Raw genomic sequence first — 25,419 nt, 5'->3', positions numbered from 1 at the left:
ATGGAATTCTTTTGGTATGTGGTTTTAATGGGAATATTGGCGGTGTATATTGTCTTGGATGGTTATGATTTTGGGGCTGGAATTATTCATTTGTTTTTTGCAAAAACAGAAAAAGACAAAAAAGCCATTACCAATGCGATTGGTCCGTTTTGGGATGCAAATGAGGTTTGGTTAATTGCAGCTGGAGGCGTTTTGTTTTTTGCTTTTCCTACGCTTTATGCGTCCTCTTTTAGTGGTTTTTATTTGCCATTGATGATGATTTTATGGTTGCTTATTTTTAGAGCAATTGGTTTAGAATTGCGTGGGCAAATTCATCATCCTATGTGGGAGGTAGTTTGGGATAAAGCCTTTGGTATTGCTAGTTTGTTATTGGCATTATTTTTTGGTGTAGCATTGGGTAATATAGTACGTGGGGTGAATTTAGGAATGGTAGAAAATGGTGTGTCTACGCAGGAAGCTCATTTTTTCTTTTTGCCATTATGGAATCCTACTTTTAGTCCAAAAGCAGATCAACTGGGAATTATAGATTGGTTTACTTTGTTTCTAGGCGTGGTAAGTGTAGTTGCTTTGATGATACATGGAGCCAATTGGATTATTTACAAAACCAATTCCGATTTGAATCCAAAGTTAAAACAACTGGTATTCAAGCTTAATTTTGTTCTACTAGTTTTGGTGATTGTTTCACTACTTATTTGGCATAATATAGAGCATAAACCATTTCATAACTTCATATACAATCCAGTACTTTGGGTATTTCCTACTCTTACTTTTATTGGAATTTTTGGTTTGTTTAAGGTAAGATCATTTGAAAAGGAGGGACTTGGATTTCTTTTTTCATCGCTGTTTCTTGTAGGCGGATTTACGTCTACGACTGCTTCCATTTTTCCAAATGTTTTGCCCTCTACAAATAATTTAAATCCATCATTAACCATCTACAATGTGGCTGCAGATGATTACGGATTATCAGTGGGAGTGTATTGGTTTGTTGTAGCCCTGATATTAGTGATTGCTTATTTCGTTATCCAATATAAAGTGTTCAGCGGTAAAATGGATGATATTGGCTATGGAGAGCATTAATAAAATGGAATGTTTTAAATATAAAAACGCCCTTGTAAAATGAATTACAAGGGCATTTTTCTTTATGAATAGAATTAAGCGGTTCCTTTTAGAATTTTATTCCAATAGAGCCAAGGCAATATTTTTGTTTTAAGTTTCCACATCGTCCAGCGTGGTACTGCTTGGTCAAATGGGAAAGTCATTTTAGGTTTATTGTCATAATCAAATTCGGCAAGCATCAATTTTCCATATTGTGTAGGAATTGGGCAAGCACTATATCCATCATATTTGGCAACTAATGTAGTATCGTTTAATAGTGATAATACATTGGCAACAACCACCGGCGCTTGTTTTCGAATAGCAGCACCTGTTTTACTACAAGGCGCATTTGTACAATCACCTAGGGCAAAAACATTGGGAAATCGAGAATGTTGAAGGGTGTATTTATCGACTTCTACAAATCCCAACGGATTTTTCGCATCGGCAAGAGGACTTTTTTTAATAAAATCAGGAGCCGATTGTGGTGGTACAGCATGACAAAAATCAAATTTTAGTGTGATTTTTTTAGTTTCGGCACTTGCATCAAATGGTATAATAGAATAACAAGAAGCGTCCAAAGTAGAGAGATTTTGCTTGATGGTATCATCAGTTGCTTTTGTTTCAAATTCTACCGTTTTAGTTTCTCCATTAACCGCAGTAACATTGGCTCCAAAATGAGTTTGAATTTTATATTTTTTTAGCGTTTTTACTAATGTTTTTGCATACTCAGGTACGCCAAAAATACTTGCGCCACCAGAAATATAATGAACATCACATTTATCTAAAATACCTTTCTTATACCAATAATCGCAGGCTAAATACATGATTTTATGCGGGGCTCCACCACACTTTATTGGAGTTGAAGGATTCGTAAATACCGCAGTTCCTCCTTTGAAATTTTCGATAAATTTCCAAGTTTTAGGAGCAAATTCAAATGAATAATTACTGCTTATGCTGTTCTTGCCCAAAGTTTCTTTTAGGCCTTTTATTTTATTCCAGTCCAATTGAATTCCGGGGCTAACAATTAGAAAATCATAACTTATTTCTTTACCGCTTTTACAAATTACTTTATTTTCAGTTGGTAAAAATTCAGTTACAGCATCTATGATCCAGGTACTGTTTTTTGGAATATAATCTTTTTCTTGACGCACCGTTTTTTCAACATCATATATTCCTGCACCTACAAGTGTCCAAGCAGGTTGATAATAATGTTTTTCAGAAGGTTCTATAATTCCGATATTTGAGTCGCTTTTTTTACGAATTAATTGGGCTGCAACTGAGAGTCCTGCATTACCACCGCCGATTATTAGTATTTGAAAATGTTCTTTCATGATTGAATAGTATTATGGTTAGAACAATATTACAGTGATACATTTTGATACACAGTGACTTATGTTACATAAGTGTTATTTGAATAAAATTTCTTTGGTAATTATATAAATTCCCATTACTAATACAAACCATCCAAAAGCAGGTTTTAATTTAGCCCCATCAATTTTTTTAGATAATTGTGTTCCAATAAAAAGCCCAATAATGGCCATTATGGAAATAATAAAAAGTAATTTATATTCAAGTTCAACTCCTCCTAATAAATCACCACCAAAACCAATTAGAGAATTGATAAATATGATAAAAAGCGAAGTTCCTACGGCCTGTTTCATGGGTAGGTTAGCAAAGAATAATAAAGCTGGAATAATTAAAAAACCTCCTCCAGCACCTAAAAATCCAATAATTAATCCAACAAAGAATCCAATTATTGCTAGCATTTTAAAGTTGATTTCAACTACTTCTTTTAACTTTTTAGCTTTTTTTATCATTGAAATAGATGTTGCAATCATAAGAAAAGCAAACACCACCATGATTAATAAATTCTTTGTAACATCAAAATTATCAATTGAAAATAGGGTGTCAGGAATTAAGGGAAGAATAATTTTCCTAACAATAAGTAATGAAAGAATAGAAGGTATTGCAAATACTAAAGCAGATTTGATTTTTAAATTTCCTAATTTATAATGACTGTAAGAACCAAACATTGATGTAATACCTACAATAAATAAGGAATAACTAGTTGCTTGTTCAGGATGTACCTTAAAAAGATATACTAAAATAGGCACAGCAAGTATAGATCCACCACCACCTATTAATCCTAAAGAAAGGCCAATTATTATTGAAGCTAAATATCCAATTATTTCCATCTATGAATTTTTATTGCAAAGGTGGTTTGTATTTTTATTGTGAACAGTAACATTTATCACATTGAGTGATTTTTTTAGGTTAAAAGTTCAATATGATTACGATGTAATTTTACCAATCCTCTTTGCTCCATTTTTTTGAGCAAACGTGAAATAACTTCTCTTGAAGTATTAAGTTCAGTTCCAATTTCTTGATGTGATAATTTTAAATCTTTACAGCCACATGCATCAGCATGTCTTTTTAAATAAAACTCTAAACGTTCATCCATCGCTCTAAAAGCAATACTGTCAACTACTTCTAATACTTCTTCAAATCTTGTGCGATAGGTAAAAATAACAAACTCATACCAGCTACGGTGTTCCATCATCCATTTCTCCATTAGTGCAAGCGGTATCATAATCAGTTCAACATCTTCAATCGCTTTAGCCATGATCTGGCTGGTTTGACTTTTGGTGGCACATATCATAGATACAGCGCAAGCTTGGCCAGGTTGCAAATAATACATGAAAAATTCCCCGCCATTTTCTCCCTCACGATAAATCTTAATTTGTCCTTTAGTCAGTAAAATGGTATTATTAATATATTGTCCTGTTCGCATGATGACGTCTCCTGCCTTATAGGACTGATGTATGGCATTCTTCTCAATTTCTTGAATTAATTCATTAGAAAAAGAAGGAAAAGTGTTTTTTAAAGAATCGTGCATTTTGTAGTTGTTTTATGAATCGGCTTGAATTGACTATTGTAAAAGTACATTAAAAAATGAACATGAATAGAGAAGGCTTTTAGAGGATTGTTTTTTTTGTTTTTTAAAATTTGCTGTTGTAGTTTTTTCAATTTACCCATAGATTTACTAGGCTTTTTTTGAAAATAAATAGTAATTTACGTAAATGTCTGATTATTAAATAGTCGCGAAAACGTTTTCTATGAATTATTATTTAATTCACATTTTGTTAGTTTTTAGTTAGCAAAAAACATTGTATTTTTACAAAAAAGAGCAACATGAATTTAACACAACAAGATTGGATTTCTCAACTTGAAGGGGATGAAAATGCAGTGATACTAGACGTAAGAACTGAGGATGAATGTAATGATGGTATAATAGAAAATGCCATAAATATTGACATCCATCAAGGTCAAGCTTTTATTAATGACATTGAAGCATTAGATAAAAGTAAAAACTATTATGTTTATTGTCGTTCTGGAGCAAGAAGTGCAAAAGCCTGCGAGATTATGAATGAATTAGGTATTGAAAATGCCTATAATTTAACAGGAGGAATATTGGCATGGAACGGAGATATCGTTTCGCCATAATTTTAGAGAGGCTTTGGCCTCTTTTTTAATTATTACTAATAAAAACTAAAAAAATGAATTTTATACCAGAAGAATTTCAGATTAAAGAGCTTCTTAATCAAGATACATATCTAGTAAATGGAGAATTGAAAAATTGGGAAGGTCAAACTTCTCCAGTATTTTCAACTATTTCATCCACTGAAGAATATGCGCCAACTATATTAGGGTCAATTCCATTTATGGGAGAAAAAGAAGGATTGGAAGCTGTTGATGCTGCCGATGCCGCTTACAATAACGGTCAAGGATTATGGCCTACAATGAAAGTTTCAGATCGAATTAAATGTATGACTCGTTTTGTAACTCAAATGGAAACTACCCGTGAAGCGGTTGTGAAATATTTGATGTGGGAAATAGGAAAAACGCTAGGTGACTCTCAAAAAGAGTTTGATAGAACTGTAGAGTACATTTATGATACTATAGAAGACTATAAACAATTAGATAGGAATAGTGCTCGTTTTACTAAAAGTCAAGGAGTAAATGCCATGGTACGCCGTGGACCACTTGGAGTAGTTTTGTGTCTTGGGCCTTATAATTATCCTTTAAACGAAACTTTTTCATTGCTTATCCCTGCTTTAATTATGGGAAATACAGTAGTATTTAAACCTGCAAAACATGGAGTTCTATTAATTTCTCCTTTGTTGGAAGCATTTAGAAATAGCTTTCCAGCTGGTGTAATTAATATTGTTTATGGTAGAGGTCGTGAAGTGGCTTCTCCAATTATGAAATCGGGAAAAGTGGCTGTGTTGGCTTTGATAGGGAATAGTAAATCGGCCATTGCTTTACAGGATCAACATCCTAATAAGAACAGACTACGTTTAATCTTAGGCTTGGAAGCCAAAAATCCAGCGATCATTTTACCAGATGCCGATTTAGATTTGGCAATCCAAGAATGCATTGCGGGATCATTGTCATTTAATGGACAACGTTGTACAGCTTTGAAAATTTTATATGTTCATGAAGCTATCGCCGATGAATTTAATGCCCGTTTTGCAGCTAGAGTGGATGCAATTCCATTTGGTAACCCATGGGAAAAAGGGGTTTCATTAACTCCATTACCAGAAAAAGAAAAGCCAGCATACATTCAGGAATTAATTGATGATGCAACTAGTAAAGGAGCAAAAGTGATTAACGCAAAAGGGGGAGAACATGCTCCAAATTATATTTTTCCTGCTGTTCTGTTTCCAATAAATAAGGACATGCGTGTGTATCACGAAGAACAATTTGGCCCAGTAGTGCCTATTTTAACCTTCAAAGACATTCAAGAACCATTAAACGATATGGCAGAGTCTAATTATGGACAACAAGTAAGTTTGTTTGGGAAAGACATTAAAACACTAGCTCCACTAATCGATACTTTAGTCAATTTAGTGTGTCGTGTCAATTTAAACAGTTCTTGTCAAAGAGGACCGGATATTTACCCTTTTACAGGACGAAAAGACTCGGCTGTAGGAACATTGAGTATTCATGATGCTTTACGTTCTTTCTCGATTAGAACCTTTGTTGCTTCAAAAGACAATGAGTATAACAACGAAATATTACAAGCGTTATTAAATAGTGATCAATCTAATTTTATCACTACCGATTATATTTTATAAATCATTCAGTGCCCATTATAGCCGCCTAATTTTTATGATTAGGCGGTTTTTTTATGGTATAAATTCTCCTAAATAAATTCTTTTTTATTTTCAATTATTTTGTGTTACAATCTTGAAGGTATTGCTACTAATGGTACATTAGTATTTATTTTTAAAAAATTATTTATGAAAGAAAAATCAATTTTATTACTACTGTTTACAATTGCATTTTTTGCACAAAATAGTTCAGCTCAGGAGCTCTACACTCCGCGAAATATAAAAGAAGCTTATGCTAAGGGAACTCGTTCCAAAATCGGAAAACCAGGAGATAATTACTGGCAAAACCGCGGAAAATATACTATGGAAATTAGTGTAGATCCTACTTCTAAAATGGTTCATGGTACAGAAAGTATAGTTTATGAAAACAACAGTAAGGATACTTTGAAAACCCTAGTGATTCGTTTTGTGAATAACTTGCATAAGCCTACTGCTCCTAGAGGAGGTGAGGTAAGTCCTGACTTTTTATCAGCGGGATTAACTATCACTTCTTTTAAAATAGATGGCGAAGTCTACAATGAAAACGCAAAAAATTGGGGTACAGTTGGGAACGTTAAACTTAAAAAAGGATTAGCACCAAATAGTAAAGCTACGTTAGATATTGATTGGAATTATCCTTTGTCTAAAGAAAGTGGGCGTGAAGGTCAAATTGATGAAACTACATTTTATGTAGCTTATAGTTATCCTAGAGTATCTGTTTATGATGATTACAATGGTTGGGATAGATTACCACATACAGACGGTCAAGAATTTTATAATGACTTTAATGACTACAGTTTTTCGATCAAAGCGCCCAAAAACTACGTTGTTTATGCTACAGGCGATCTATTAAATCCTGAAGAGGTGTTACAACCTAAATTTTCATCCCGTTTAAAAGAATCGTATACTTCGGATGCAGTTATTCATATTGCAAACGAACAGGAAATGAAAGAAGGAAAAGTTACTTTACAAAATGATTGGAATACTTGGAAGTTTGAAGCCAATGCTATTTCGGATGTGTGTTTTGGTTTAAGTAATCACTATCTATGGGATGCAGCAAGTGTAATTGTGGATAATAAGACCAAACGTCGTGTGAGTACACAAGCAGCTTATGATGTGAAAGGAACCGATTTTATAAACTCAGTAAAAAACACCAATTATGCTTTGGGATGGTTTTCTAATAACTGGCCTGGGGTACCTTATCCGTTTTCAAAAATGACTGCTTTTCAAGGATTTGCTGATATGGAATATCCAATGATGGTCAATGATTCTCAAACTGGAGATCCTGTTTTTGCACAATTAGTACAAGATCACGAAATAGCGCATACTTATTTTCCTTTTTATATGGGAATTAATGAAACTCGTTATGCTTTCATGGATGAAGGTTGGGCTACAACATTAGAATATTTGATAGGTATTTCAGAGCACGGGAAAGCAGCAGCAGATAAGTTTTATAAGCAGTTTAGAGTCAATCGCTATATTAACGATAAATCTACTGAAGAGGATCAACCTATTATCTCTATGTCATCTCAACTTTCAGGGTCTGGTTATGGAAATAATTCCTATGGTAAAGCATCACTTTCTTACCTAGCTTTGAAAGATTTATTAGGTGATGAATTATTTAAAAAAGTGCTACATGCTTATATGGAAGATTGGCATGGGAAACATCCTATTCCATGGGATTATTTCAACTCAGTGAATACGAACTCAGGTAAAGATCTAAATTGGTTTTTTAATAACTGGTTTTTTACTAATAATTATATTGATCTTGCTATTGCAAATGTGAATACCACAAAACAGTCAGTTGAAATAAAAAATGAAGGTGGATTTGCAATTCCGTTTGATGTAGTAATTAGTTATACTGATGGAACCAAAGAAACGATACATGAGACGCCAGCTATTTGGGAAGCAAATCAAAAAATGACAACGATTAACCTAAAAGGCTCAAAGAAAATAAAGGCAATAACAATTGATGGGGGACTTTTTATGGATGCTACACCTTCAGATAATAGTTGGGCCTCTAAATAATTTAAATTCATTAGAATATAATTGTTCCTTATATTTTAAAAAAGGGAATAAGAGTAAACAAAGAAACCGATTCGTTTTAAAAAGCGAACCGGTTTCTTTGTTTAAATGTATGGAGAAGTTTTTTTGAAAATAGTAATCTATACGCTTTATATGTGACAATTACCTATCAAAATTTTAGTTGGGTACGTTTTTTACTACACAGTTTTTTGAATTTATTGAAAATATAAATGTCTGATTATCAGTATTTTTCATTATATTTATATAATAAACAACTAAAATATATAGTACTATGGAACACATTAAAAAATTTTTGAAGCCCCTTTTAATATTAGTTTTTATGGTTACAGTTTTATCTTGTAAGAACAATAAAACAGAAAAAGTAGAAGAACCAAAAAAAATGGAGGAACCTGTTATGCCAGAGGCTCCAGTATTTACCCCTTTTGATGTAATTGTAATAAAGCACAAAGTAGTCAATTATGATAAGTGGTTATTAGCCTATAATGCCCATGATTCAATAAGACAAAGTTATGGAATCACCCACTTTGTGATAGGAAGAGGAATGGAAAATGAAAATATGGTTATTGTCATTGATAAAATGAATGACATAAAAAAAGCAAAGGAATTTAGTACACTGCCAAGTCTTAAGGATGCGATGAAAAAAGCGGGTGTAATGGGTGTTCCTACTTTTTCTTTTTACAATGTAATTCGAAATGATGATTCAAAAATAAACATCAAAGATCGACTAATGGTCACTCATAAAGTAAAAGATTTTGATGCATGGCTCAAAGTGTATGATGCAGAAGGGACAGCAAAAAGAATGGAAGAAGGGCTTATAGATAGAGGAATGGCTCGTAGTGTTGATGATCCTAATATGGTAACTTTAGTTTTTGCAATTTCTGATATGAAAAAAGCTAAAGCGGCTATAACTTCTGAGGCTAAGAAAAAAGTAATGATGGACGCTGGAGTAGTGGGAGCACCTGAAATGTTTTATTATAAATTAGTAGAGTAATTAATTATTATATCTATAACAAACCGTCTTTTTTATTGAAATGAGACGGTTTTTTTTATGTTTTTTAAATTAATTAGGAACAATATAAAAACGGTATATGGCTTCAACCTTAAAAAAAAGACTATTTGATAAATTAGAGTTCATTTGAGTTCTGTCGTCTCCAAATCGTAAAGATGAAATTCCTAAATCAATTTTTTGATTTACAGGATAAACTTCATAATTGTTATTTGAAAACCCTAGTTTAAAGCGTAATAATAAATTTTTATTTATGGAGTTGTTTTGAATATATGACGAAAATTCTAAAGAGTTGTTTTGTACATAATTTGGATTTAGTTTCTCTTTCGAAAGTCTAAAACTTTCAGAATTACCAAAATAATCAATTCCTATTTTTGTGTTTTTAGCAATGCTATAATTCACATCAAAATCACCAGGGAAAGATACGTTTAATTCAAAAAGGGAATTAGGACTTTTATAATAGATTCCAATTAAAGGGGAAAAATACAATCCAAATGCTTCGGTACTACTATATAAACCAAAACGATAATTAAGAGTATTACTTTTCTTATATTTAAATACCACTGCACCTCCAAGATAAAAATCATTTTTATCTATGTTAGTATAATCTGAGGCTAATTTTGGAAGAAATACATAAGTAGTACTCCAATGTTCAGAATATTTTACTTTCATTCCTAATTTTAATCGGGTAGTATATAAATGATTATATTCTGTATTGGGAAATAATTGTAAGGATTGTTTATTAAAGTCGGCTCCTGTAATAACTGCATATTTATCGTTTAGAACTAAAGGAAATAATGTACTTGCTCTAAAGGTTGAAATAGTTGTGTTTTCGGAACTATTTTCAAAAGAAGTGTTTCCAGATTCTCCATAATTGACATTTATCAAATCGACATATTCTTGAGAATTACTTAAGAGAGGAAGTATTAAAAATAACAGGGTTAGTAATTTTATTTTCATTCTCTAAATATAGTATTTTTTTTTATTTTTATTTTTTAACTCCTTTATTTTAAATTAATTGAGTAATTTAGAGTAAAATAGGAATAGCTTTGAAACGTTAGAATTTATTATAGTAATAACTCAAAAGGTAACAGTATCAAAAAGAAAATTAAAATAGTAAATAAAAGCATCCACGAAAGATTACATCGTGAGCCATATTACACCCATCCCAAACTGAAGTTTATCCCTAATATTGTTATAAATCTGTTTAGTTTTATCCTGGCATTTGCGGTTGTGGCAAGTTTATTATTTTTACTGTTGCGTTACTTGATCAATAAATTTTATCACTTAACTTGATATAAACTTGAGATCCATATAATGGAACTATTTATAATTTCAATCAATTTTAGGAGTTGTTTTTTTTGAAGTAATTGTTGATCCAACGGAAGCTATTACGACAAAAATTACGGCTAAAACTTCATTAAAAGTGAGGTGCTCTTGTAAAAATACAAGTGCACAAATAGAGGCTGCTGCAGGTTCTAGACTCATTAATATACTAAATGTTCTGGCAGGAAGTTGACCAAGAGCTTTCATCTCCAATGTAAAAGGAATTGCACTTGACAAAAGAGCTAATGCTATCCCTAAATAAAGGAAAGTAGGAGTGAGATTATTTAAGCCGTTTCCTAAAATTCCAAAAGGAACTATTAATATCGAAGCAAATAGCATTCCTGTGGCTACAGCTTCTCCACCTTTCATTATTTTCGAAATTTTTCCACCCAAAACGATGTAAGCTGCCCAAAGCGCACCAGCCAATAGCGCAAAGAGTACACCTAAAAGATCAATTCCATTATCAGACCAAGGTGCTATTAAAACAATTCCTGCGGCAGCAAGTAGAACCCATAAATAATCTAATAATCGCTTTGAACCCATTACTGCTACTACTAAAGGGCCAATAAACTCTAGTGTTACTGCAAGTCCAATTGGGATTCTCTCAATAGCGAGATAAAAGATTAAATTCATGGCACCCAATGACAAACCATATGGAATTACAATTTTCCATTGATTGGGAGTGATTTTGAATAAATTGGGTCTGTAAACAGCAAAAAGAATGATTGCTGATATACCAATTCTTAGCGAAGCAGTGCCTGCGGCACCGATAGAAGGGAAAAGAGTTTTTGCTATAGCAGCACCAGACTGAACACTTATTATAGCGAAAAGAACAGCTGGAATTGGAGGAATATTGAGTAATTTATTTTTCACTTTTTGATTGTAGATTTAGGTTCGTAAAACTACAAAATTTATGCATCAAATGATTTTGTAATTGTATACTAAATGTGGTTAAACTGTTAGACAGTTTTAATTACTTTTGAAATAAAAAAAAGAATGGGATTTAAACATTTATTTAAAGCAAAAGTAACATGGTCTTCGATTTTAAATCGGGAAATTTCGATAGTCAAGACGTACAGTAAAAGTCATACTATCGCAATTGAAGGTAAGCCTATTTTAAGTGTTTCAGCTGCCAAAGCTTTTAAAGGAGATCCAACTTTGTATAATCCCGAAGACTTGTTATTAAGTAGTATAATTTCGTGCCATATGATGTCGTATTTGTACGTTTGTGGGAAAGAAGGAATAGAAGTTATTTCCTATACAGATGCTGCTGAGGCAACACTTGAAGTTACTGAAGATGGTAGTGGTCGTTTTATTGAAGTTCGTCTTTATCCTAAAGTTGCTATTAGGCAACCAGAAAAGATTGCGGAAGCATTAACTTTACATAAAAAAGCCAACGAATTATGTTTCATTGCGAACTCTTGTAACTTTCCTATTGTCCATTTTCCTAGTTGTGAAATAGAATAAATAAAAAAAAACCTTGTAAATAATTGATTTACAAGGTTTTTTGTGGAGTCGCCGAGAATCGAACTCGGGTCCAAACAAGCAACTAAGAAGCTTTCTACACGCTTATTTCCTGATTGAATTTTCGATTATGTGATTGGCCAGAAACAGCCGCACATAACTTATCTTCTTTAGTTCGAAATCCACCCGAAGCTTATGGAAATCTAGGTTTAAATTTACGATTCACCTTGATCGACCGCTATAAACCAAAGCTTTCGAGGTAAATCCTGCTTTCCTATCTTATAGGAACTAGGCTAATCTTACTATGATTCAGATTATGCAGCAAGAGCGTAGTTTCCTTCGCCGTGTAAGTGTTTTGAAACCTTTTATTAACGAGAATTGTCCCAGTTCTCGACGTGCTTACTTGTCAATTCGACTTGCTGTCAAAACCAGTCGACCCCTTTTTATTTTACCATCGCTGATAATTTTGAGTTTGCAAATGTATTCTTTTCTAGTTGAAATTACATTTTAAACACTCTTTTTATTCTACAAATATCATTCCTCTTTTCCATCATCATCCAGTTTGAATGGATAATCTCCAAAAAGTGCAGCTAAATTCCGAACCTTATAGGTACTTCGATTGAATTTATTTGACAAAGCAATAATTGTAACCTTTTCTTCTGGTAAAGTAATATAAGCAGAAGTATTACCATGCCACCAGCCATTATGAAAATAGAAATTTTGTCCTGTAGGCCAATTGATCATTCGCATACCTAAGCCATAATTTTTTGTTCCTTTATGTTCGTTACTATATCCTATAAAGGCTTGTTTTAGTAATTTTGGATCTAAAAAACTGGCAGAATTACGACCATCATCAAATTTTAATAAATCTCTAGGAGTAGAGTAGATGTTTTTATCACCATATATCGCATCTAAATAATCCATATTAATCAATGAAAAATTCCCTCTGTAAGAAGGTGTAGCCGTCAATTTGTCTTTTTCATAATCAAAAACATAAGTGTCTTTCATCCCTAATGGTTTGAAAACAATTTCTTGCATGGCATCTTTGTAAGGCTTACCTGTTATTTTTTCAATTACTAATGCCAACATGGCATAATTAGTATTGCAATAGCTAAAACGAGTATTGGTTTTAAATTCTAAATCAATCCCTTTTGTTGCCATGATAGTCAAGATATCTTGATTGCTTAGAATTTTATGTCGGTCCCAAATTCCTTTTTTTTCTGTAAAATAGGCGTAATTACGCATCCCAGTTCTATGGTTTAATAGCGTTTTTATAGTAACATCTGGATAAGGAAACTCTTTTAGGATTGTAGTTACTTTTTGGTCTAATGTTATTTTTCCAGCACTTACTAATTTTAATACTGCTGTTGCTGTTATTACTTTACTAACAGAAGCGATATGCAAGGGCGTTGTGCTAGTCATTTCTGACTTGGTTTTGTGATTTGAAATACCTTCATATCGTTCAAATATAATTTGACCATTTTTCGCCACAAGAAAACCCCCATTTAAACTATTATGAGGCCAGTTTTTGTTGTAAAAATGAAGGATAGAATTCTTTTTAGACTCGTAATACTTTTCACTAAGTTTTGGCCCAGAATTGATTACAAGACTTGCTTTCTCTTTTGTGTTTGCTGTTGAATTTGATTCCGATTTATTCTTTTCTTTACAGCCACTCAAAACCAATAAGAGCATGAGTATTTGTAGTATATTTGCTTTTTTTATAAAAATCATTACTGTGGTGCTAGAAAGGCAAATATATGGAATCAATCCCTTTAGTCCCTTTTTTTAGCAAACGTTAACAGTATTTTATTAAAGTTTTTAGAACTGTTTTTCTATTGTTTTGGACCTCAGCTTTTAAAATTTTTTAGGATTTAATTTTTTTTATAAAACCCAACTTAATGTTGTTTAAATTGTTATATTTGTAACAATAACATCGATTAAAGTTATAATAATACATGTAAAACTAAGATATGAAATTCGGAATTTTAAAAGAAAGAAAAAGCCCACCTGATCGAAGAGTCGTTTTTTCTCCTAGTGAGTTAGTTCAATTAAAGCAACTTTATCCAGATGCAATTGTAAAAGTAGAAAGTTCAGATATTAGAATTTTTTCTGATGAAGAATATAAAAAATTAGGAATTGAAGTTACTGATGATATAAGCGATTGTGATGTATTATTTGGAGTTAAAGAAGTTCCTGTTGAAAATCTAATCCCTAATAAATCCTATTTCTTTTTTTCACATACGATAAAGAAGCAGCCTTACAATAAAAAATTATTACAAACAGTTCTAGAAAAAAGTATTGATTTATATGATCATGAAACAATAGTAGATGCCGAAAATCGCAGATTGATTGGTTTTGGTAGATATGCTGGAATAGTTGGTGCTTATAATACGATTCGTGCTTTTGGAATCAAATTTGAATTATTTAAATTACCAAAAGCGGAGACACTTTCAGGTAAAGAGGAGTTAATTAGACAATTGAAACGGATTATTTTCCCACCCATTAAATTTGTTGTTACCGGAAGCGGTAAAGTAGGAGGGGGAATAAAAGAAGTGCTGGATGCTATAAAAATCACGGAGGTTTCGGTTGAAAATTTCTTATCTAAAAAGTATGCACAAGCTGTTTATACTCAGATTGATGTATTAGATTATAATAAACGTATTGACGGACAAGTACTAAATTGTAAAGATTTTTACGATAATCCTAAAGAATATATAGGAGATTTTGAGCGATTCACTAAAGTATCTGAAATTTTAATTACTGGTCATTTTCATGGGAATGATGCACCAGATATTCTGACAAAAGAAATGCTTCAAGCAAAGGACTGTAAGATAAAAGTAATTGGTGATGTTTCCTGTGATATCAATGGACCTATAGCATCTACTCTTAGAGCTTCAACTATAGCAGAGCCTTTATATGGTTATTTACCATCGGAGCATAAAGAAGTGGATGTTTTTCACCCTGCTGCTATTGTAGTTATGGCCGTTGATAATTTGCCTTGCGAATTGCCAAAAGATGCCAGTGAAGGTTTTGGAACTATGTTTATGGAACATGTTATTCCTGCCTTTTTTGATAGCGATAAAGAGGGTATTCTTGAAAGAGCCAAAATGACCGAAAAAGGAAAACTGACTCCAAGATTTAGTTATTTACAAGATTATGTTGATGGGAAGTAGTTAGTATTGAATGTTGTCCTTATTGCATATATGTTAATAAACAAAAACCCTGAAATGTTTTATCATTTCAGGGTTTTTGATTTATAAATCAAAATTTATAATTATTTTAAGCTTCCTACCATATCTTCTGGTTTTACCCATGCATCAAAATCTTCGGCAGTAACATACCCTAAACGTACTGACTCTTCTTTTAAAGTAGTTCCGTTTTTATGAGCTGTTTGAGCAATTTCAGCTGCTTTGTAATATCCAATTTTTGTATTCAAAGCCGTAACAAGCATTAATGAATTGTCAACTAATTCTTTAATACGTTTGTAGTTAGGTTCAATACCTTGAGCACAGTGTTCGTCAAATGAGGTACATGCATCTCCTAATAAACGTGCTGATTGCAAGAAGTTTGCCGCCATTACTGGTTTGAATACATTTAATTCATAATGACCTTGCATTCCACCAACAGTGATTGCCACATCATTACCCATTACCTGAGCACATACCATTGTTAACGCTTCACATTGTGTTGGGTTTACTTTTCCTGGCATGATGGAAGAACCAGGTTCGTTTTCTGGGATGATTAACTCACCAATTCCCGAACGAGGTCCAGAAGCTAACATACGAATATCATTAGCAATTTTATTTAATGAAACAGCCAGTTGTTTTAAAGCACCATGTGATTCAACAATAGCGTCATGAGCTGCTAGAGCTTCAAATTTATTTTCGGCAGTTACGAATGGATGACCTGTAAATTCAGCAATATATTCGGCTACTTTTACATCGTATCCTGCAGGTGTGTTTAGTCCAGTTCCTACAGCAGTTCCTCCTAAAGCAACTTCAGATAAATGTGCTAAAGTATTTTTAACTGCTTTTAAACCATAGTTTAATTGTGCTACATATCCTGAAAGTTCTTGACCTACTGTAAGTGGAGTGGCATCCATAAGGTGTGTACGACCTATTTTTACCACATTTTTGAATTCAGTTGCTTTAGCATGTAATGTGTCTCTTAATTTTTCAACTCCAGGAATTGTAACTTCTACAACCGCTTTGTAAGCTGCAATATGCATTCCTGTAGGGAAAGTATCATTAGATGATTGTGATTTGTTTACATCATCATTTGCTTTAATAAACTGCTCTCCTTCACCAATTGCAAATCCCTTTAAAACTTGAGCACGATTAGCTACAACTTCATTAACGTTCATGTTACTTTGTGTACCAGAACCTGTTTGCCAAATTACTAATGGAAATTGATCATCTAATTTCCCAGCAAGAATTTCATCACAAACAGCTGCAATCGCATCTCTTTTTTCAGCAGGAAGGACTCCTAGGTCGCAGTTAGCATAAGCTGCTGCTTTCTTTAGGTAGGCAAAACCTTCTACTATTTCTTTTGGCATGGAAGCAGATGGTCCTATTTTAAAATTGTTTCTAGAACGTTCTGTTTGTGCACCCCAATATTTATCAGCTGGAACTTGCACTTCACCCATGGTGTCTTTTTCTATTCTGAATTTCATTTTATTATTTATTTGTGTTATGTTGAAAATTGATTTAGTTGCACTGCATTCTGTTTTCTAGCCCCGATAGTAGTGAAAATCCTTATATGCCATTGTTTGGCATGTAAGATTGTAACGAATAGCGGGAATAGCTCCTAAAATTGAGCTCAAAAATACGTATAAATACTAATTTATGAAAATTGATTTGTTTTTTTATTGCTAAGAAAAAATAATAAACATACATTTGTACTTACATTCAAAAATTCCGGAAAACATGTTTGAATTTTCACAGTATTTAGGCTTTTTACTTTTTTTATCAATCCTTACATTAGGATTTTGGTTAATGTTTTTTTTAGTTGGTTTCGTATCCTATTGGGTAGGTGGAGCAACTTGGGAAGCATATAAAGAGAAAAGAAAAGCAAAGAAAGAGCAATCAGTTTAGTTTGATTGACACATAAAAAAAGGACCCGTTTTTGCGAGTCCTTTTTTTTATGCCTAAAATTGTGTTTTTAGATTGTAGCTTTATGGATTATTTTATAAATAGGGACAATGTTGTATTGTTATAATAAAAAAAAAAAGGACCCATTTTCATGAGTCCTTAATCTTGCTTTTATCCTGGAAATCCACCGCCTTCTTCTTCACCATTTTTCGGAGCATTTTTATCTCTATCCGATTTCTTTTTATTGATTCGGTAAGTGAATGATAAATTGAATTGTCTTTTTCTCCATTGAAATTCACTGTAATTGCTTACACTAGGTAAGTTAGTCTCGGATCTCATTTTTCGGGTATTGAAAATATCACTAACATTGAAGGCAATCGTTCCTTTGTCTTTTAGTATATCTTTACTAAATGAGGTGTTGATACCGTATTGACCTAGGTTTTTACCTTGAGCTGTTTTACTAGGTCCAAAGTACATTCCGCTTAATTGCCAATCAATTTTGTAGGGTAATGTTAAACGAGAGTTCACTCTGGTAAACCAAGAGGTTGCTTGGTTATCTAGGTTTTGAGTTACTACTACATTTTGTGAATTTGTATATTGAAAATCTCCTGTTGTTTTAGTATTAAATAAGTTGAAGCTACTGTTGATTTTCCAAGCTTTAATTGGGTTGTAGTTTAAAGTAAATTCAAAACCAATTTTTTGCTCTTTTCCAATGTTAATTGGAGTGCTCAGAATCACTGGAGTACCATTTACAAACTCTCCACTTTCATATCGTACAAATGAAAATACATCAGTGGTGTTTTCAAAATACATGGAAGTATTTAAGGTTACTTTATCCCAACGGTTGATGTAGCCTAAATCAAATTTATCCGTTAATGAAGGATTTAAATCTGGGTTTCCTTTAAAAATATTAATATTACTTGAAATGTTAGGAGTAGGGTCTAAGAATCTACCTCTTGGTCTAGATAAACGTTTGCTATAGCTTAAAGATAAGCTACTTTGATCTGAAACTTCATAATTGACAAATGCACTAGGGAAAAATTTATTGTATTTTTTATTGTTGAATTCTTGGGTATCAAGTAAGTTAACATCAATATTGGTGTCTTCCCAACGTAAACCAAATAAGTAAGAGAACTTGTTTACCTTGAAACCGTATTGTGTGTACAGCGCATTAATTTTTTCTTTATACTCTAATGTATTTGACAAAAGATTTCCAAGGTCACTACCATCATCAGAGAAAATATCGAAGGCTTTGTTTAGATTGTTAAAGTTTCCTTTGTATCCAGCTTCAAATTGGCTTCCTTCTCCTATTGGTAAAACGTAGTCCGCTTGAATTTGATATTGTTTTTGTATTGCATCATTATAAGTAGTACTATACGTGTTTTGATCAGGGAATGTTTCGTTAATACCATTGATTGCGGAATCATCGATATCATTTTCTCTAGAATAAGATGCGTCAGCTGTTAGTTTATGCCCTTTATCATTGAAATTTTTAATAAAATTCGAAGAATATTCAAAGTCTTTTCCAGTTGTGTTTCCACTATTTAAACGAGAACTTTTTGAAGTAAAAATTTTATTGGCATCAAAATTATTATAGTTCACTAAGTCTTCTGTACTTCCCGTATTATTTTGATAGCTAATAGAGTTTGTCCAAAACGTATTTGGAGTAATCGACCATTCTACACCAGTTTTGGTTGTAATTCCTTTTCTGATTCTTTGTGTATCGCGAGATTCATCAATGAATTTATTAGTAGAACCATCCGAATTGAAATATTGAGAGTTTGTTTTTCCACCACCTTCATTAGTTCTATAATTATAACCAGTAGTTGTGAAGTAATTCATTTTCTCTGTTTTATAATTTAAGTTTCCGCTTAAACCATAGGTTTCTGGAATTCCTGTAGAGGCAATAAAGGTTCCGTTTAAACCTTGATTTTTTCCCTTTTTAAGGATGATATTCAAGATACCAGCACCACCTTCAGCATCATAACGTGCCGATGGATTTGTAATTACTTCCACTTTATCAATTGCGTCTGCTGGAATTTGGCGCAAAGCCTCAGCCATATTTAGAGCATTTGAAGGACGTCCATCGATGAAAATTCTAACATTATCACTACCTCTTAAACTAACGTTTCCTTCAACATCTACAGAAACGGAAGGTACATTTTCTAATACATCACTTACTGTCCCTCCTTTTACAAGCATATCCTGACCTACATTATATACTTTTTTATCCAGCTTAATTTCGACAGTAGATTTCTCAGCACGAACAACTACTTCGTTTAATTGTGCGGCGTCTTCAACTAAAGAAATAGTTCCTAAACTAGTGTTTTCTTTTAAAGTTTGTTTTAATTCGATGGATTTAAAAGAAATAAACTCAATTTTAATCGTGTACATTCCTGGGAATACATCGATATTAAATTCTCCCTTTGTGTTTGTAATTCCTCCAGCAATCACTTTTGCATTCTTTGAGTTAATAAAAGTAACAGTTGCATACTCTAGCGGTTGCTTACTTATTTTCTCAATAACAGTTCCTGTGATTTTTATTTTAGGCATTTCGGCTCCAGCTGGACCAGCTGGTCTTTGTTGTGCAAAATTCAGTAGAAATGTGAAGAACAAGGTGAGGGTCAAATAATATTTTAATTGATAACGCATTAGTTTTTAGTTTAGATTATCGCAATTTGATTGCAAAAATTGCATTTGGTTTAAAGGGTAAATCATAAAAAACTGTTAAATAAAAAAGCTTCCCGCTACAGGAAATGGTTAACTTTCTCTAAGTCCCTGCCAATGATTGCTTTATCTCCTTTTATAAGGATGGGTCTTTCAATAAGAATTGGGTTTGATACCATGGCATTAATTATTGATTCGTCAGTCATAGATTTATTTTTGTAATTTTCAATCCAAATTTTTTCTTTTTGGCGTACTAATTCTAGTGGTTTTAAATGAAGCTTTTTTAATAGTAAAATTAAGTCTGGATAAGTAGGTGGTTGCTCTAGATATTTTATAACTTCATATTCTTGTTTTGTTTCTTCTACTAGTGCTAAAGCATTTCTTGATTTTCCGCAACGGGGGTTATGGTATATTTGTATCATTTGTTTTATTTTTGTTTTTTAGTCTATATTAAAATAAAAAAGGTATTTTCGACTGACAAAAATAGACTTTGATAGTCTAATTATACTCATATTTAAATTAAATAAATGTTTATAGAGCAAGGTGTTAATTCAGAAAATAACTTTTGGAAATATTTAGTAGGTTCTACTTTAATTATAGTGACCTCTTTTGTGGGGCAAATTCCATTATTAGTTGGACTTTTATATGAAGTAATGATAAATGGTAAGGCTTATCCGTCAAATAACGAAGATATAATGCGTTTTTTTGAGCCTAATCTCACTTTGTTTTTAATCCTAATTTCGTTTGTTTTTACTTTAATTGGGATTTATTTTGTGGTGCGACATCTTCACAATCAAACCATGCTTTCCATAACTACCTCAAGAAAAAAAATGGATTGGAATCGATTTTTTTATTCTTTTTCAATCTGGTCTATTTTTACAATTGCTTCTACTTTAATTTTTTATTATGCCAGTCCTGAGAATTTTGTTTTCAATTTTAAACCTATTCCTTTTGCGATTTTAGTAGTTATAGGAACGCTTTTGATTCCTATTCAAACTAGTACAGAGGAATATGTTTTTAGAGGATATTTAATGCAAGGATTTGCTAATTTATCCAAGAATAAATGGTTCCCATTAGTGATGACTTCTGTTATTTTTGGAGCAATGCATCTATCGAATCCGGAAGTCTCTAAAATGGGAAATATCATCTTTATTTATTACATAGGTACCGGTTTATTTTTGGGAATACTCACTTTGATGGATGAAGGAATGGAATTGGCATTGGGTTTCCATGCAGCAAATAATTTAATTAGTGCATTATTAGTTACCTCAGATTGGTCTGCTTTTCAAACGAATTCTATTTTTAAAGATATTTCGGAACCAAAAGCGGGAATCGATGTTATCTTACCGGTAATAGTTATTTACCCATTACTTTTATATATCTTTAGTAGAAAATACAATTGGTCTGACTGGAAAGAAAAATTAACTGGAAAGATTGAATTAAATAAGGAAACAAACATCTTATAAACAACATACTAGTAATGAAAAAAATAACTTATAAAAACGTGCATAATCAGTTCAAATTGAATGGTTATCATTTGAATAAAGAAGATTTATGCCGTGTATCTTACTGTTTGATAAAAGAAGGAGATGAATTTGAAAAATCGATTGGAGACTTTTTGCTCGATTGGTTTGATGAGAAATCGTACATTGATTTACAAACTTCGGGAACTACAGGTGCACCTAAGATTATTAGAACAAATAAGCAAACAATGGTTAATTCGGCTTTAGCAACAGGTGATTTCTTTGAATTAAGTCCTGGTGATAAAGCATTATACTGTTTGCCAACTAAGTATATTGCGGGTAAAATGATGCTAGTTCGAAGTTTTATTTTAGGACTTGATATTGATTTTGTGGAACCAAACTCACATCCGTTGACTAAGAATGAAACCAAATATGATTTTGTGGCAATGGTACCTTTACAAGCTCAAAATTCTTTGGCTGGCTTAAAAAATGTGAAGAAAATGATAGTGGGTGGCGCTAAAATGAGCAAGTCTCTTGAAAAAAGTCTATTAAAAGGGAAGACTCAAGTTTATGAAACCTACGGAATGACTGAAACTATTACTCATATTGCTGCCAAAAAAGTGGGGGAGAACGCTTTTTCTATTTTGCCGAATATTTCAATTTCTCAAAACGAGAAAAATTGTTTAGTAATTGATGCACCAAAAATATCGGAAGAACTTATTGTTACCAATGACTTAGTCGAGATTTTAAATGAAAAGCAATTTGTGTTTTTAGGACGTATTGATAATGTAGTCAATAGTGGAGGAATAAAATTAATTCCAGAACAAATTGAGGAAAAATTAGCTAACGAAATTCATTCTCGCTTTTTTTTAGGTGGAATTCCTGACACCATTCTAGGTGAAAAATTAGTTTTGGTCATAGAAGGAGAAAAAGACGGTGCAGTCGAATTGAGTTTTGACGGATTGGATAAATATGAAAAACCCAAAAATGTTTTTTATGTTTCTAAATTTATGGAAACCGAAAACGGAAAAATAAAAAGGAAAGAAATGTTAGAAAGTATTTAGGCTTGTTTTTAAAGCCTTTATTCTATTATAAAAGAAAAGCATTATGATAATTCATAATGCTTTTTTTTATAGATTCACTTTTGCATTTTAAAATAATAGTCAGCGGAGTGCTTGCCACTTCCATAAAACAAGAAAAATAAGCATACTACTAATATAAGTAGCGCCAATAATAAATTTTGAGAATGCATTTCTCCCATAAAATTGACAACAATGGCACCTATCAGGATAGGTAATTGTGCAATTATAGCCCACCTCGTTAACAAACCAAATACAATCATAATACCTCCTATCATATGGGCAGGAGCAATATAATGAATTAGAAACATTCCACCACCAATTCGATCAATTGGAGAAATTAAATCTACTAGATACTGGATATTTGTAATAAAGGAAATACCTTTTGTAAACAAAAATACTCCAAGTGCAATTCGTACTAAATCTAAAGTTAAATAAGTGTGCGCATTGGCCCATTTATTTAGTTGTTTTACATTATTCATATTGCGATAGTTTAAAAACACTACACTAAGTTACTGATTTTAAGTGTAAAAATGTGTTTTTAGACCTATAAATTTCCTTCAGTTTGAAATAGAAAATTGGGGTTTTTAGTGCATCGTTTCTATTTGTTCTATAATACTATATAAATTCTAGTTACTTAATGAATGAAGCGGTATTTTACTTTCAAGCCAAGGCTGTTCTCTGCATGCCCATGAGCTAAATATTGTGTGAAATCAATAGATAATCCTAATTTATTTTTTTGGTTACAAAGGAAGAAATACCTCCCAATATAGAAGCTCGAGGAAATTCCAAAGCGTTGTGGACCACCAAATTCAGATACAAAACCAAGTCCAAACCTCCCGTCTGCATCCGAAAGCGCATAGCCTATACCAGATTCTGCTCCCCAATACCACTTGTTGGTGAGACTATATTGTGTATTTGCTTTCAATGAAAAGATGCTAAAGTTACTGTATAATGCTCTATCGCTTAAAGAACTTTCGGGTGTTAGTACTGGTGGATTTTTTTTGACAAGCCAATAGTCATAATCGAATTTAATTCCCAGGTCCCATTTGGGTGAAATTTTTCTCCAAGCCCTTAAATTCAAACCAATTTCAAACCTATGGGAACGATACATTTGTACGTGTACAGGTACTGAAAGGTTTATGCCTGATTCCCAATGTATTTTTTTGTCCTTTTTGGGTGAGGTGCTATCTGGAGTTATGGCCTGCGCAACAACAGACTGTACGGTCATAAGCAATACATTTAAAAATAGAATCGGAATCTTTTTCATCTTACTTATAATTTTAAATCATTATAATTTTTAAGTAATTTCTTTTCATTTTAAAAATGAAAAAGAGTGTAAAAGAAAAACATATTATTATGTTTTAGATTGCTATTTGGGTATATAAAGTTATGAAATAATAATGCAACTAGCTGTAAATCAGTGTTAATTATGTTTTGTTTTCTGTTTTTTAATATCCTCTAAAACCCAGTTGAGTTCAACATCAATTTCCTCTATTTTGTTTTGCAGGGTTGGTATTATTTCTTGATCGGGAAAAATACCGTGCCCGTGTTGATCTGTTTTATAATGGGGCGCAAACAACATTAAACCAATTCGGATTTTTATATCGGATTTAGGGAGTTTTATTTTAGGCATAAATCCAGCTACAGTTCCGTTATATCCACCACCCGTTTCTTGTCCTACAAAAGTGGCTCTTTTTGATCCCTTTAAATTGGATGAAATAATGCTGGAGGCCGAAAAACTACCTCCGTTAATCAGTACATATATTTTTCCTTTAAATGCAGCTTTATTGATTTTATGAAGCCTTGTTTGCGTTGCATAATAATTTTTTCCGTTTTGTCCTTTGTGCACCGTAAGAAATAAATAGCCATAAAGTAGAGGTGAATAAATGGTTTTGATAATTTTTTCAACAAATGTACCTTCGCTGAAATAAGCACCTTTTAATAAGCTCGATTTTGAAACTACTTCTGATTCATCTATAAATACAAATGAGGAATCGGCTAAATAGGTATATAAATTAACTATTTCGTTTAATCTCCCTCCGCCATTATCTCTTAGATCAAGAATCAATGTTTTTGATTTATACCGGTCTATTTTATTGAAGCTTTCTTTGTAAAAAGTTCTAAAATCCCCCAGTTTAAAACTATTTATTTTCAGTATGGCAATACTGCTGTCTTTTTCAATAAAACGTAAATTTCTATTAAATATATTTTCGGTTTTGTTGTAGCCATTAACTCTTTTTTTCTTTCGGATGACTTTTCTTTTAGCATGATTAAATGCTGTTTTTTTTAGTTTATTTTTTTTTAGGGAATTACTAGTTGTATCTTCTTGGTGTCTTAGTATGGTTATTTTTTTTAGGCTATCATTAATTTTGAAAACATAATTTAAACTATCTTTTAATCCATTTTCTATAGTAAAATAAGAAGAAAAACGTTTGCCTGAATAGCGTTTTTTTAATGTGGTATTATAACCATCCGAGCTATAAAAAGTGTTATACTCCTCAATTAAATTTATGGGTTTTACTTCATTTACCGACACAACCTCAGTCCCAGGCTTTATGGTTTTATTGTCTGATTTATTTTTAACGACATATAATTTATCATTTATAAAATCAAAATTAAATTGTGAAAACGGTCCAGTTCCTTTTTTTGTAATAGCCTTAGTCACTTTTTTGCTCATTAGTTTTGTTGGAGCATAAACAAAAGTATGACCTTGTCTAATAGCAGCAACTACAGGACTTAATTTTTTGTAGAATGCTAAACTTGTCATGGGTTTTCGAATCGTTGTTTTAAGACTGTCGAATTTCGAGTCCAATTCTTTTTTAGTGATGTACTCATATAAATCAGGATGTAGTTGCTGCAGTTTTTTATATGTAAAATCTACATCTGATTTTAAATCTTTTGCCGAGATTAAATCATTCAAATGACTATTGTGCTTTTTGATAGAAGCACATTGAATAAACAATATGGAGACAAAGACTAAAGTAAATAATTTTTTCATAGTGTTTGTTTAGGTCTCCGTTTTTAGCT

The 25,419-nt window shown here is 32.2% G+C and carries 22 protein-coding genes and 1 other RNA gene; 10 read left to right on the top strand and 13 right to left on the bottom strand.

What is annotated here, in order from left to right; all coding sequences use genetic code 11:
* Entirely contained in the window at positions 1-1,077 is a 1,077-nt protein-coding gene (gene cydB / locus AB3G33_RS14600) for a cytochrome d ubiquinol oxidase subunit II (protein ID WP_367770881.1), read from the top strand.
* A gap of 74 nt (positions 1,078-1,151) precedes the next feature.
* Here the strand turns inward: cydB and AB3G33_RS14595 are convergent, their stop codons facing one another.
* The 3 genes from AB3G33_RS14595 to AB3G33_RS14585 all read right to left on the bottom strand — a co-directional run bounded on the left by AB3G33_RS14595 (position 1,152) and on the right by AB3G33_RS14585 (position 3,991).
* Entirely contained in the window at positions 1,152-2,426 is a 1,275-nt protein-coding gene (locus tag AB3G33_RS14595) for an FAD/NAD(P)-binding oxidoreductase (protein WP_367770878.1), read from the bottom strand.
* A gap of 75 nt (positions 2,427-2,501) precedes the next feature.
* A complete protein-coding gene (locus AB3G33_RS14590; RefSeq protein ID WP_367770875.1) occupies positions 2,502-3,290 on the bottom strand; it encodes a sulfite exporter TauE/SafE family protein in 789 nt (262 codons plus the stop codon).
* A gap of 74 nt (positions 3,291-3,364) precedes the next feature.
* Positions 3,365-3,991, bottom strand: coding sequence for a Crp/Fnr family transcriptional regulator (locus tag AB3G33_RS14585; protein ID WP_367754030.1), 627 nt, complete (start codon positions 3,989-3,991; stop codon positions 3,365-3,367).
* 296 nt (positions 3,992-4,287) lie between these two features.
* Here AB3G33_RS14585 and AB3G33_RS14580 point away from each other — a divergent pair, with 296 nt between their 5' ends.
* From AB3G33_RS14580 to AB3G33_RS14565, 4 genes are all read left to right on the top strand, one after another.
* Complete coding sequence (locus tag AB3G33_RS14580; RefSeq protein WP_367754028.1) at positions 4,288-4,599, top strand: rhodanese-like domain-containing protein; 312 nt, start codon at positions 4,288-4,290, stop codon at positions 4,597-4,599.
* 53 nt (positions 4,600-4,652) lie between these two features.
* Entirely contained in the window at positions 4,653-6,233 is a 1,581-nt protein-coding gene (locus AB3G33_RS14575) for an NADP-dependent glyceraldehyde-3-phosphate dehydrogenase (protein ID WP_367770874.1), read from the top strand.
* A gap of 165 nt (positions 6,234-6,398) precedes the next feature.
* A complete protein-coding gene (locus AB3G33_RS14570) occupies positions 6,399-8,276 on the top strand; it encodes a M1 family metallopeptidase (RefSeq protein WP_367770871.1) in 1,878 nt (625 codons plus the stop codon).
* A gap of 337 nt (positions 8,277-8,613) precedes the next feature.
* Positions 8,614-9,285, top strand: coding sequence for a hypothetical protein (locus tag AB3G33_RS14565; RefSeq protein WP_367770868.1), 672 nt, complete (start codon positions 8,614-8,616; stop codon positions 9,283-9,285).
* 69 nt (positions 9,286-9,354) lie between these two features.
* On the opposite strand, the gene AB3G33_RS14560 is transcribed toward AB3G33_RS14565, so the two are convergent.
* On the bottom strand, positions 9,355-10,260 hold the full coding sequence (locus AB3G33_RS14560; protein WP_367770865.1) for a DUF6268 family outer membrane beta-barrel protein: 906 nt from the start codon (positions 10,258-10,260) through the stop codon (positions 9,355-9,357).
* Between the two features lie 375 nt (positions 10,261-10,635).
* Complete coding sequence (locus AB3G33_RS14555; protein ID WP_367770862.1) at positions 10,636-11,499, bottom strand: DMT family transporter; 864 nt, start codon at positions 11,497-11,499, stop codon at positions 10,636-10,638.
* Positions 11,500-11,622: 123 nt separating this feature from the next.
* Here AB3G33_RS14555 and AB3G33_RS14550 point away from each other — a divergent pair, with 123 nt between their 5' ends.
* Positions 11,623-12,093 carry an OsmC family protein gene (locus tag AB3G33_RS14550; protein WP_367770859.1) on the top strand — a complete coding sequence of 157 codons (471 nt, stop codon included), beginning with the start codon at positions 11,623-11,625 and terminating at the stop codon, positions 12,091-12,093.
* A gap of 40 nt (positions 12,094-12,133) precedes the next feature.
* Here AB3G33_RS14550 and ssrA read toward each other — a convergent pair.
* Together ssrA and AB3G33_RS14540 are read right to left on the bottom strand one after the other, a co-directional pair.
* Positions 12,134-12,530, bottom strand: a transfer-messenger RNA (tmRNA) gene (ssrA, locus tag AB3G33_RS14545).
* 94 nt (positions 12,531-12,624) lie between these two features.
* On the bottom strand, positions 12,625-13,821 hold the full coding sequence (locus tag AB3G33_RS14540; protein WP_367770856.1) for a serine hydrolase domain-containing protein: 1,197 nt from the start codon (positions 13,819-13,821) through the stop codon (positions 12,625-12,627).
* A gap of 239 nt (positions 13,822-14,060) precedes the next feature.
* Between AB3G33_RS14540 and AB3G33_RS14535 the strand changes: the two genes are divergently transcribed.
* A complete protein-coding gene (locus AB3G33_RS14535) occupies positions 14,061-15,263 on the top strand; it encodes an NAD(P)-dependent oxidoreductase (protein ID WP_367770854.1) in 1,203 nt (400 codons plus the stop codon).
* A 101-nt stretch (positions 15,264-15,364) separates the two neighbouring features.
* On the opposite strand, the gene fumC is transcribed toward AB3G33_RS14535, so the two are convergent.
* Positions 15,365-16,762, bottom strand: a complete 1,398-nt coding sequence (fumC, locus tag AB3G33_RS14530; RefSeq protein WP_367770851.1) for a class II fumarate hydratase — start codon at positions 16,760-16,762, stop codon at positions 15,365-15,367.
* Between the two features lie 253 nt (positions 16,763-17,015).
* Between fumC and AB3G33_RS14525 the strand changes: the two genes are divergently transcribed.
* Positions 17,016-17,183 (top strand): hypothetical protein, encoded by a 168-nt coding sequence (locus AB3G33_RS14525; RefSeq protein WP_367754008.1) that lies wholly within the window; start codon positions 17,016-17,018, stop codon positions 17,181-17,183.
* Between the two features lie 168 nt (positions 17,184-17,351).
* On the opposite strand, the gene AB3G33_RS14520 is transcribed toward AB3G33_RS14525, so the two are convergent.
* Positions 17,352-19,832 (bottom strand): TonB-dependent receptor, encoded by a 2,481-nt coding sequence (locus tag AB3G33_RS14520; RefSeq protein WP_367770848.1) that lies wholly within the window; start codon positions 19,830-19,832, stop codon positions 17,352-17,354.
* A 95-nt stretch (positions 19,833-19,927) separates the two neighbouring features.
* A complete protein-coding gene (gene arsC, locus AB3G33_RS14515) occupies positions 19,928-20,269 on the bottom strand; it encodes an arsenate reductase (glutaredoxin) (protein ID WP_367770845.1) in 342 nt (113 codons plus the stop codon).
* Between the two features lie 105 nt (positions 20,270-20,374).
* On the opposite strand from arsC, the gene AB3G33_RS14510 reads away from it, so the two are divergent.
* Positions 20,375-21,313, top strand: a complete 939-nt coding sequence (locus AB3G33_RS14510; protein ID WP_367770842.1) for a lysostaphin resistance A-like protein — start codon at positions 20,375-20,377, stop codon at positions 21,311-21,313.
* Between the two features lie 14 nt (positions 21,314-21,327).
* A complete protein-coding gene (locus tag AB3G33_RS14505) occupies positions 21,328-22,374 on the top strand; it encodes an AMP-binding protein (RefSeq protein WP_367770839.1) in 1,047 nt (348 codons plus the stop codon).
* A 74-nt stretch (positions 22,375-22,448) separates the two neighbouring features.
* Here AB3G33_RS14505 and AB3G33_RS14500 read toward each other — a convergent pair whose 3' ends face one another.
* From AB3G33_RS14500 to AB3G33_RS14490, 3 genes are all read right to left on the bottom strand, one after another.
* On the bottom strand, positions 22,449-22,871 hold the full coding sequence (locus AB3G33_RS14500; protein WP_367753998.1) for a DoxX family protein: 423 nt from the start codon (positions 22,869-22,871) through the stop codon (positions 22,449-22,451).
* A gap of 155 nt (positions 22,872-23,026) precedes the next feature.
* A complete protein-coding gene (locus AB3G33_RS14495) occupies positions 23,027-23,659 on the bottom strand; it encodes a hypothetical protein (RefSeq protein ID WP_367770836.1) in 633 nt (210 codons plus the stop codon).
* A 156-nt stretch (positions 23,660-23,815) separates the two neighbouring features.
* A complete protein-coding gene (locus tag AB3G33_RS14490) occupies positions 23,816-25,390 on the bottom strand; it encodes a S41 family peptidase (protein WP_367770834.1) in 1,575 nt (524 codons plus the stop codon).
* Between the last annotated feature and the right edge of the window lie 29 nt (positions 25,391-25,419).

It is taken from the genome of Flavobacterium sp. WC2421, from assembly GCF_040822115.1.
In the GTDB taxonomy this organism is placed as follows: Bacteria; Bacteroidota; Bacteroidia; order Flavobacteriales; family Flavobacteriaceae; genus Flavobacterium.
The sequence above is the reverse complement of the archived record's forward strand: the minus strand, read 5'-3'. Positions and strand labels throughout refer to the sequence as shown.

Coding starts and splice junctions, on each gene's coding strand:
- cydB (WP_367770881.1), top strand. CDS start 1: ATGGAATTCTTTTGGTATGTGGTTTTAATGGGAATATTGGCGGTGTAT.
- AB3G33_RS14595 (WP_367770878.1), bottom strand. CDS start 2,426: ATGAAAGAACATTTTCAAATACTAATAATCGGCGGTGGTAATGCAGGA.
- AB3G33_RS14590 (WP_367770875.1), bottom strand. CDS start 3,290: ATGGAAATAATTGGATATTTAGCTTCAATAATAATTGGCCTTTCTTTA.
- AB3G33_RS14585 (WP_367754030.1), bottom strand. CDS start 3,991: ATGCACGATTCTTTAAAAAACACTTTTCCTTCTTTTTCTAATGAATTA.
- AB3G33_RS14580 (WP_367754028.1), top strand. CDS start 4,288: ATGAATTTAACACAACAAGATTGGATTTCTCAACTTGAAGGGGATGAA.
- AB3G33_RS14575 (WP_367770874.1), top strand. CDS start 4,653: ATGAATTTTATACCAGAAGAATTTCAGATTAAAGAGCTTCTTAATCAA.
- AB3G33_RS14570 (WP_367770871.1), top strand. CDS start 6,399: ATGAAAGAAAAATCAATTTTATTACTACTGTTTACAATTGCATTTTTT.
- AB3G33_RS14565 (WP_367770868.1), top strand. CDS start 8,614: ATGGTTACAGTTTTATCTTGTAAGAACAATAAAACAGAAAAAGTAGAA.
- AB3G33_RS14560 (WP_367770865.1), bottom strand. CDS start 10,260: ATGAAAATAAAATTACTAACCCTGTTATTTTTAATACTTCCTCTCTTA.
- AB3G33_RS14550 (WP_367770859.1), top strand. CDS start 11,623: ATGGGATTTAAACATTTATTTAAAGCAAAAGTAACATGGTCTTCGATT.
- AB3G33_RS14540 (WP_367770856.1), bottom strand. CDS start 13,821: ATGATTTTTATAAAAAAAGCAAATATACTACAAATACTCATGCTCTTA.
- AB3G33_RS14535 (WP_367770854.1), top strand. CDS start 14,061: ATGAAATTCGGAATTTTAAAAGAAAGAAAAAGCCCACCTGATCGAAGA.
- fumC (WP_367770851.1), bottom strand. CDS start 16,762: ATGAAATTCAGAATAGAAAAAGACACCATGGGTGAAGTGCAAGTTCCA.
- AB3G33_RS14525 (WP_367754008.1), top strand. CDS start 17,016: ATGTTTGAATTTTCACAGTATTTAGGCTTTTTACTTTTTTTATCAATC.
- AB3G33_RS14520 (WP_367770848.1), bottom strand. CDS start 19,832: ATGCGTTATCAATTAAAATATTATTTGACCCTCACCTTGTTCTTCACA.
- arsC (WP_367770845.1), bottom strand. CDS start 20,269: ATGATACAAATATACCATAACCCCCGTTGCGGAAAATCAAGAAATGCT.
- AB3G33_RS14510 (WP_367770842.1), top strand. CDS start 20,375: ATGTTTATAGAGCAAGGTGTTAATTCAGAAAATAACTTTTGGAAATAT.
- AB3G33_RS14505 (WP_367770839.1), top strand. CDS start 21,328: ATGAAAAAAATAACTTATAAAAACGTGCATAATCAGTTCAAATTGAAT.
- AB3G33_RS14500 (WP_367753998.1), bottom strand. CDS start 22,871: ATGAATAATGTAAAACAACTAAATAAATGGGCCAATGCGCACACTTAT.
- AB3G33_RS14495 (WP_367770836.1), bottom strand. CDS start 23,659: ATGAAAAAGATTCCGATTCTATTTTTAAATGTATTGCTTATGACCGTA.
- AB3G33_RS14490 (WP_367770834.1), bottom strand. CDS start 25,390: ATGAAAAAATTATTTACTTTAGTCTTTGTCTCCATATTGTTTATTCAA.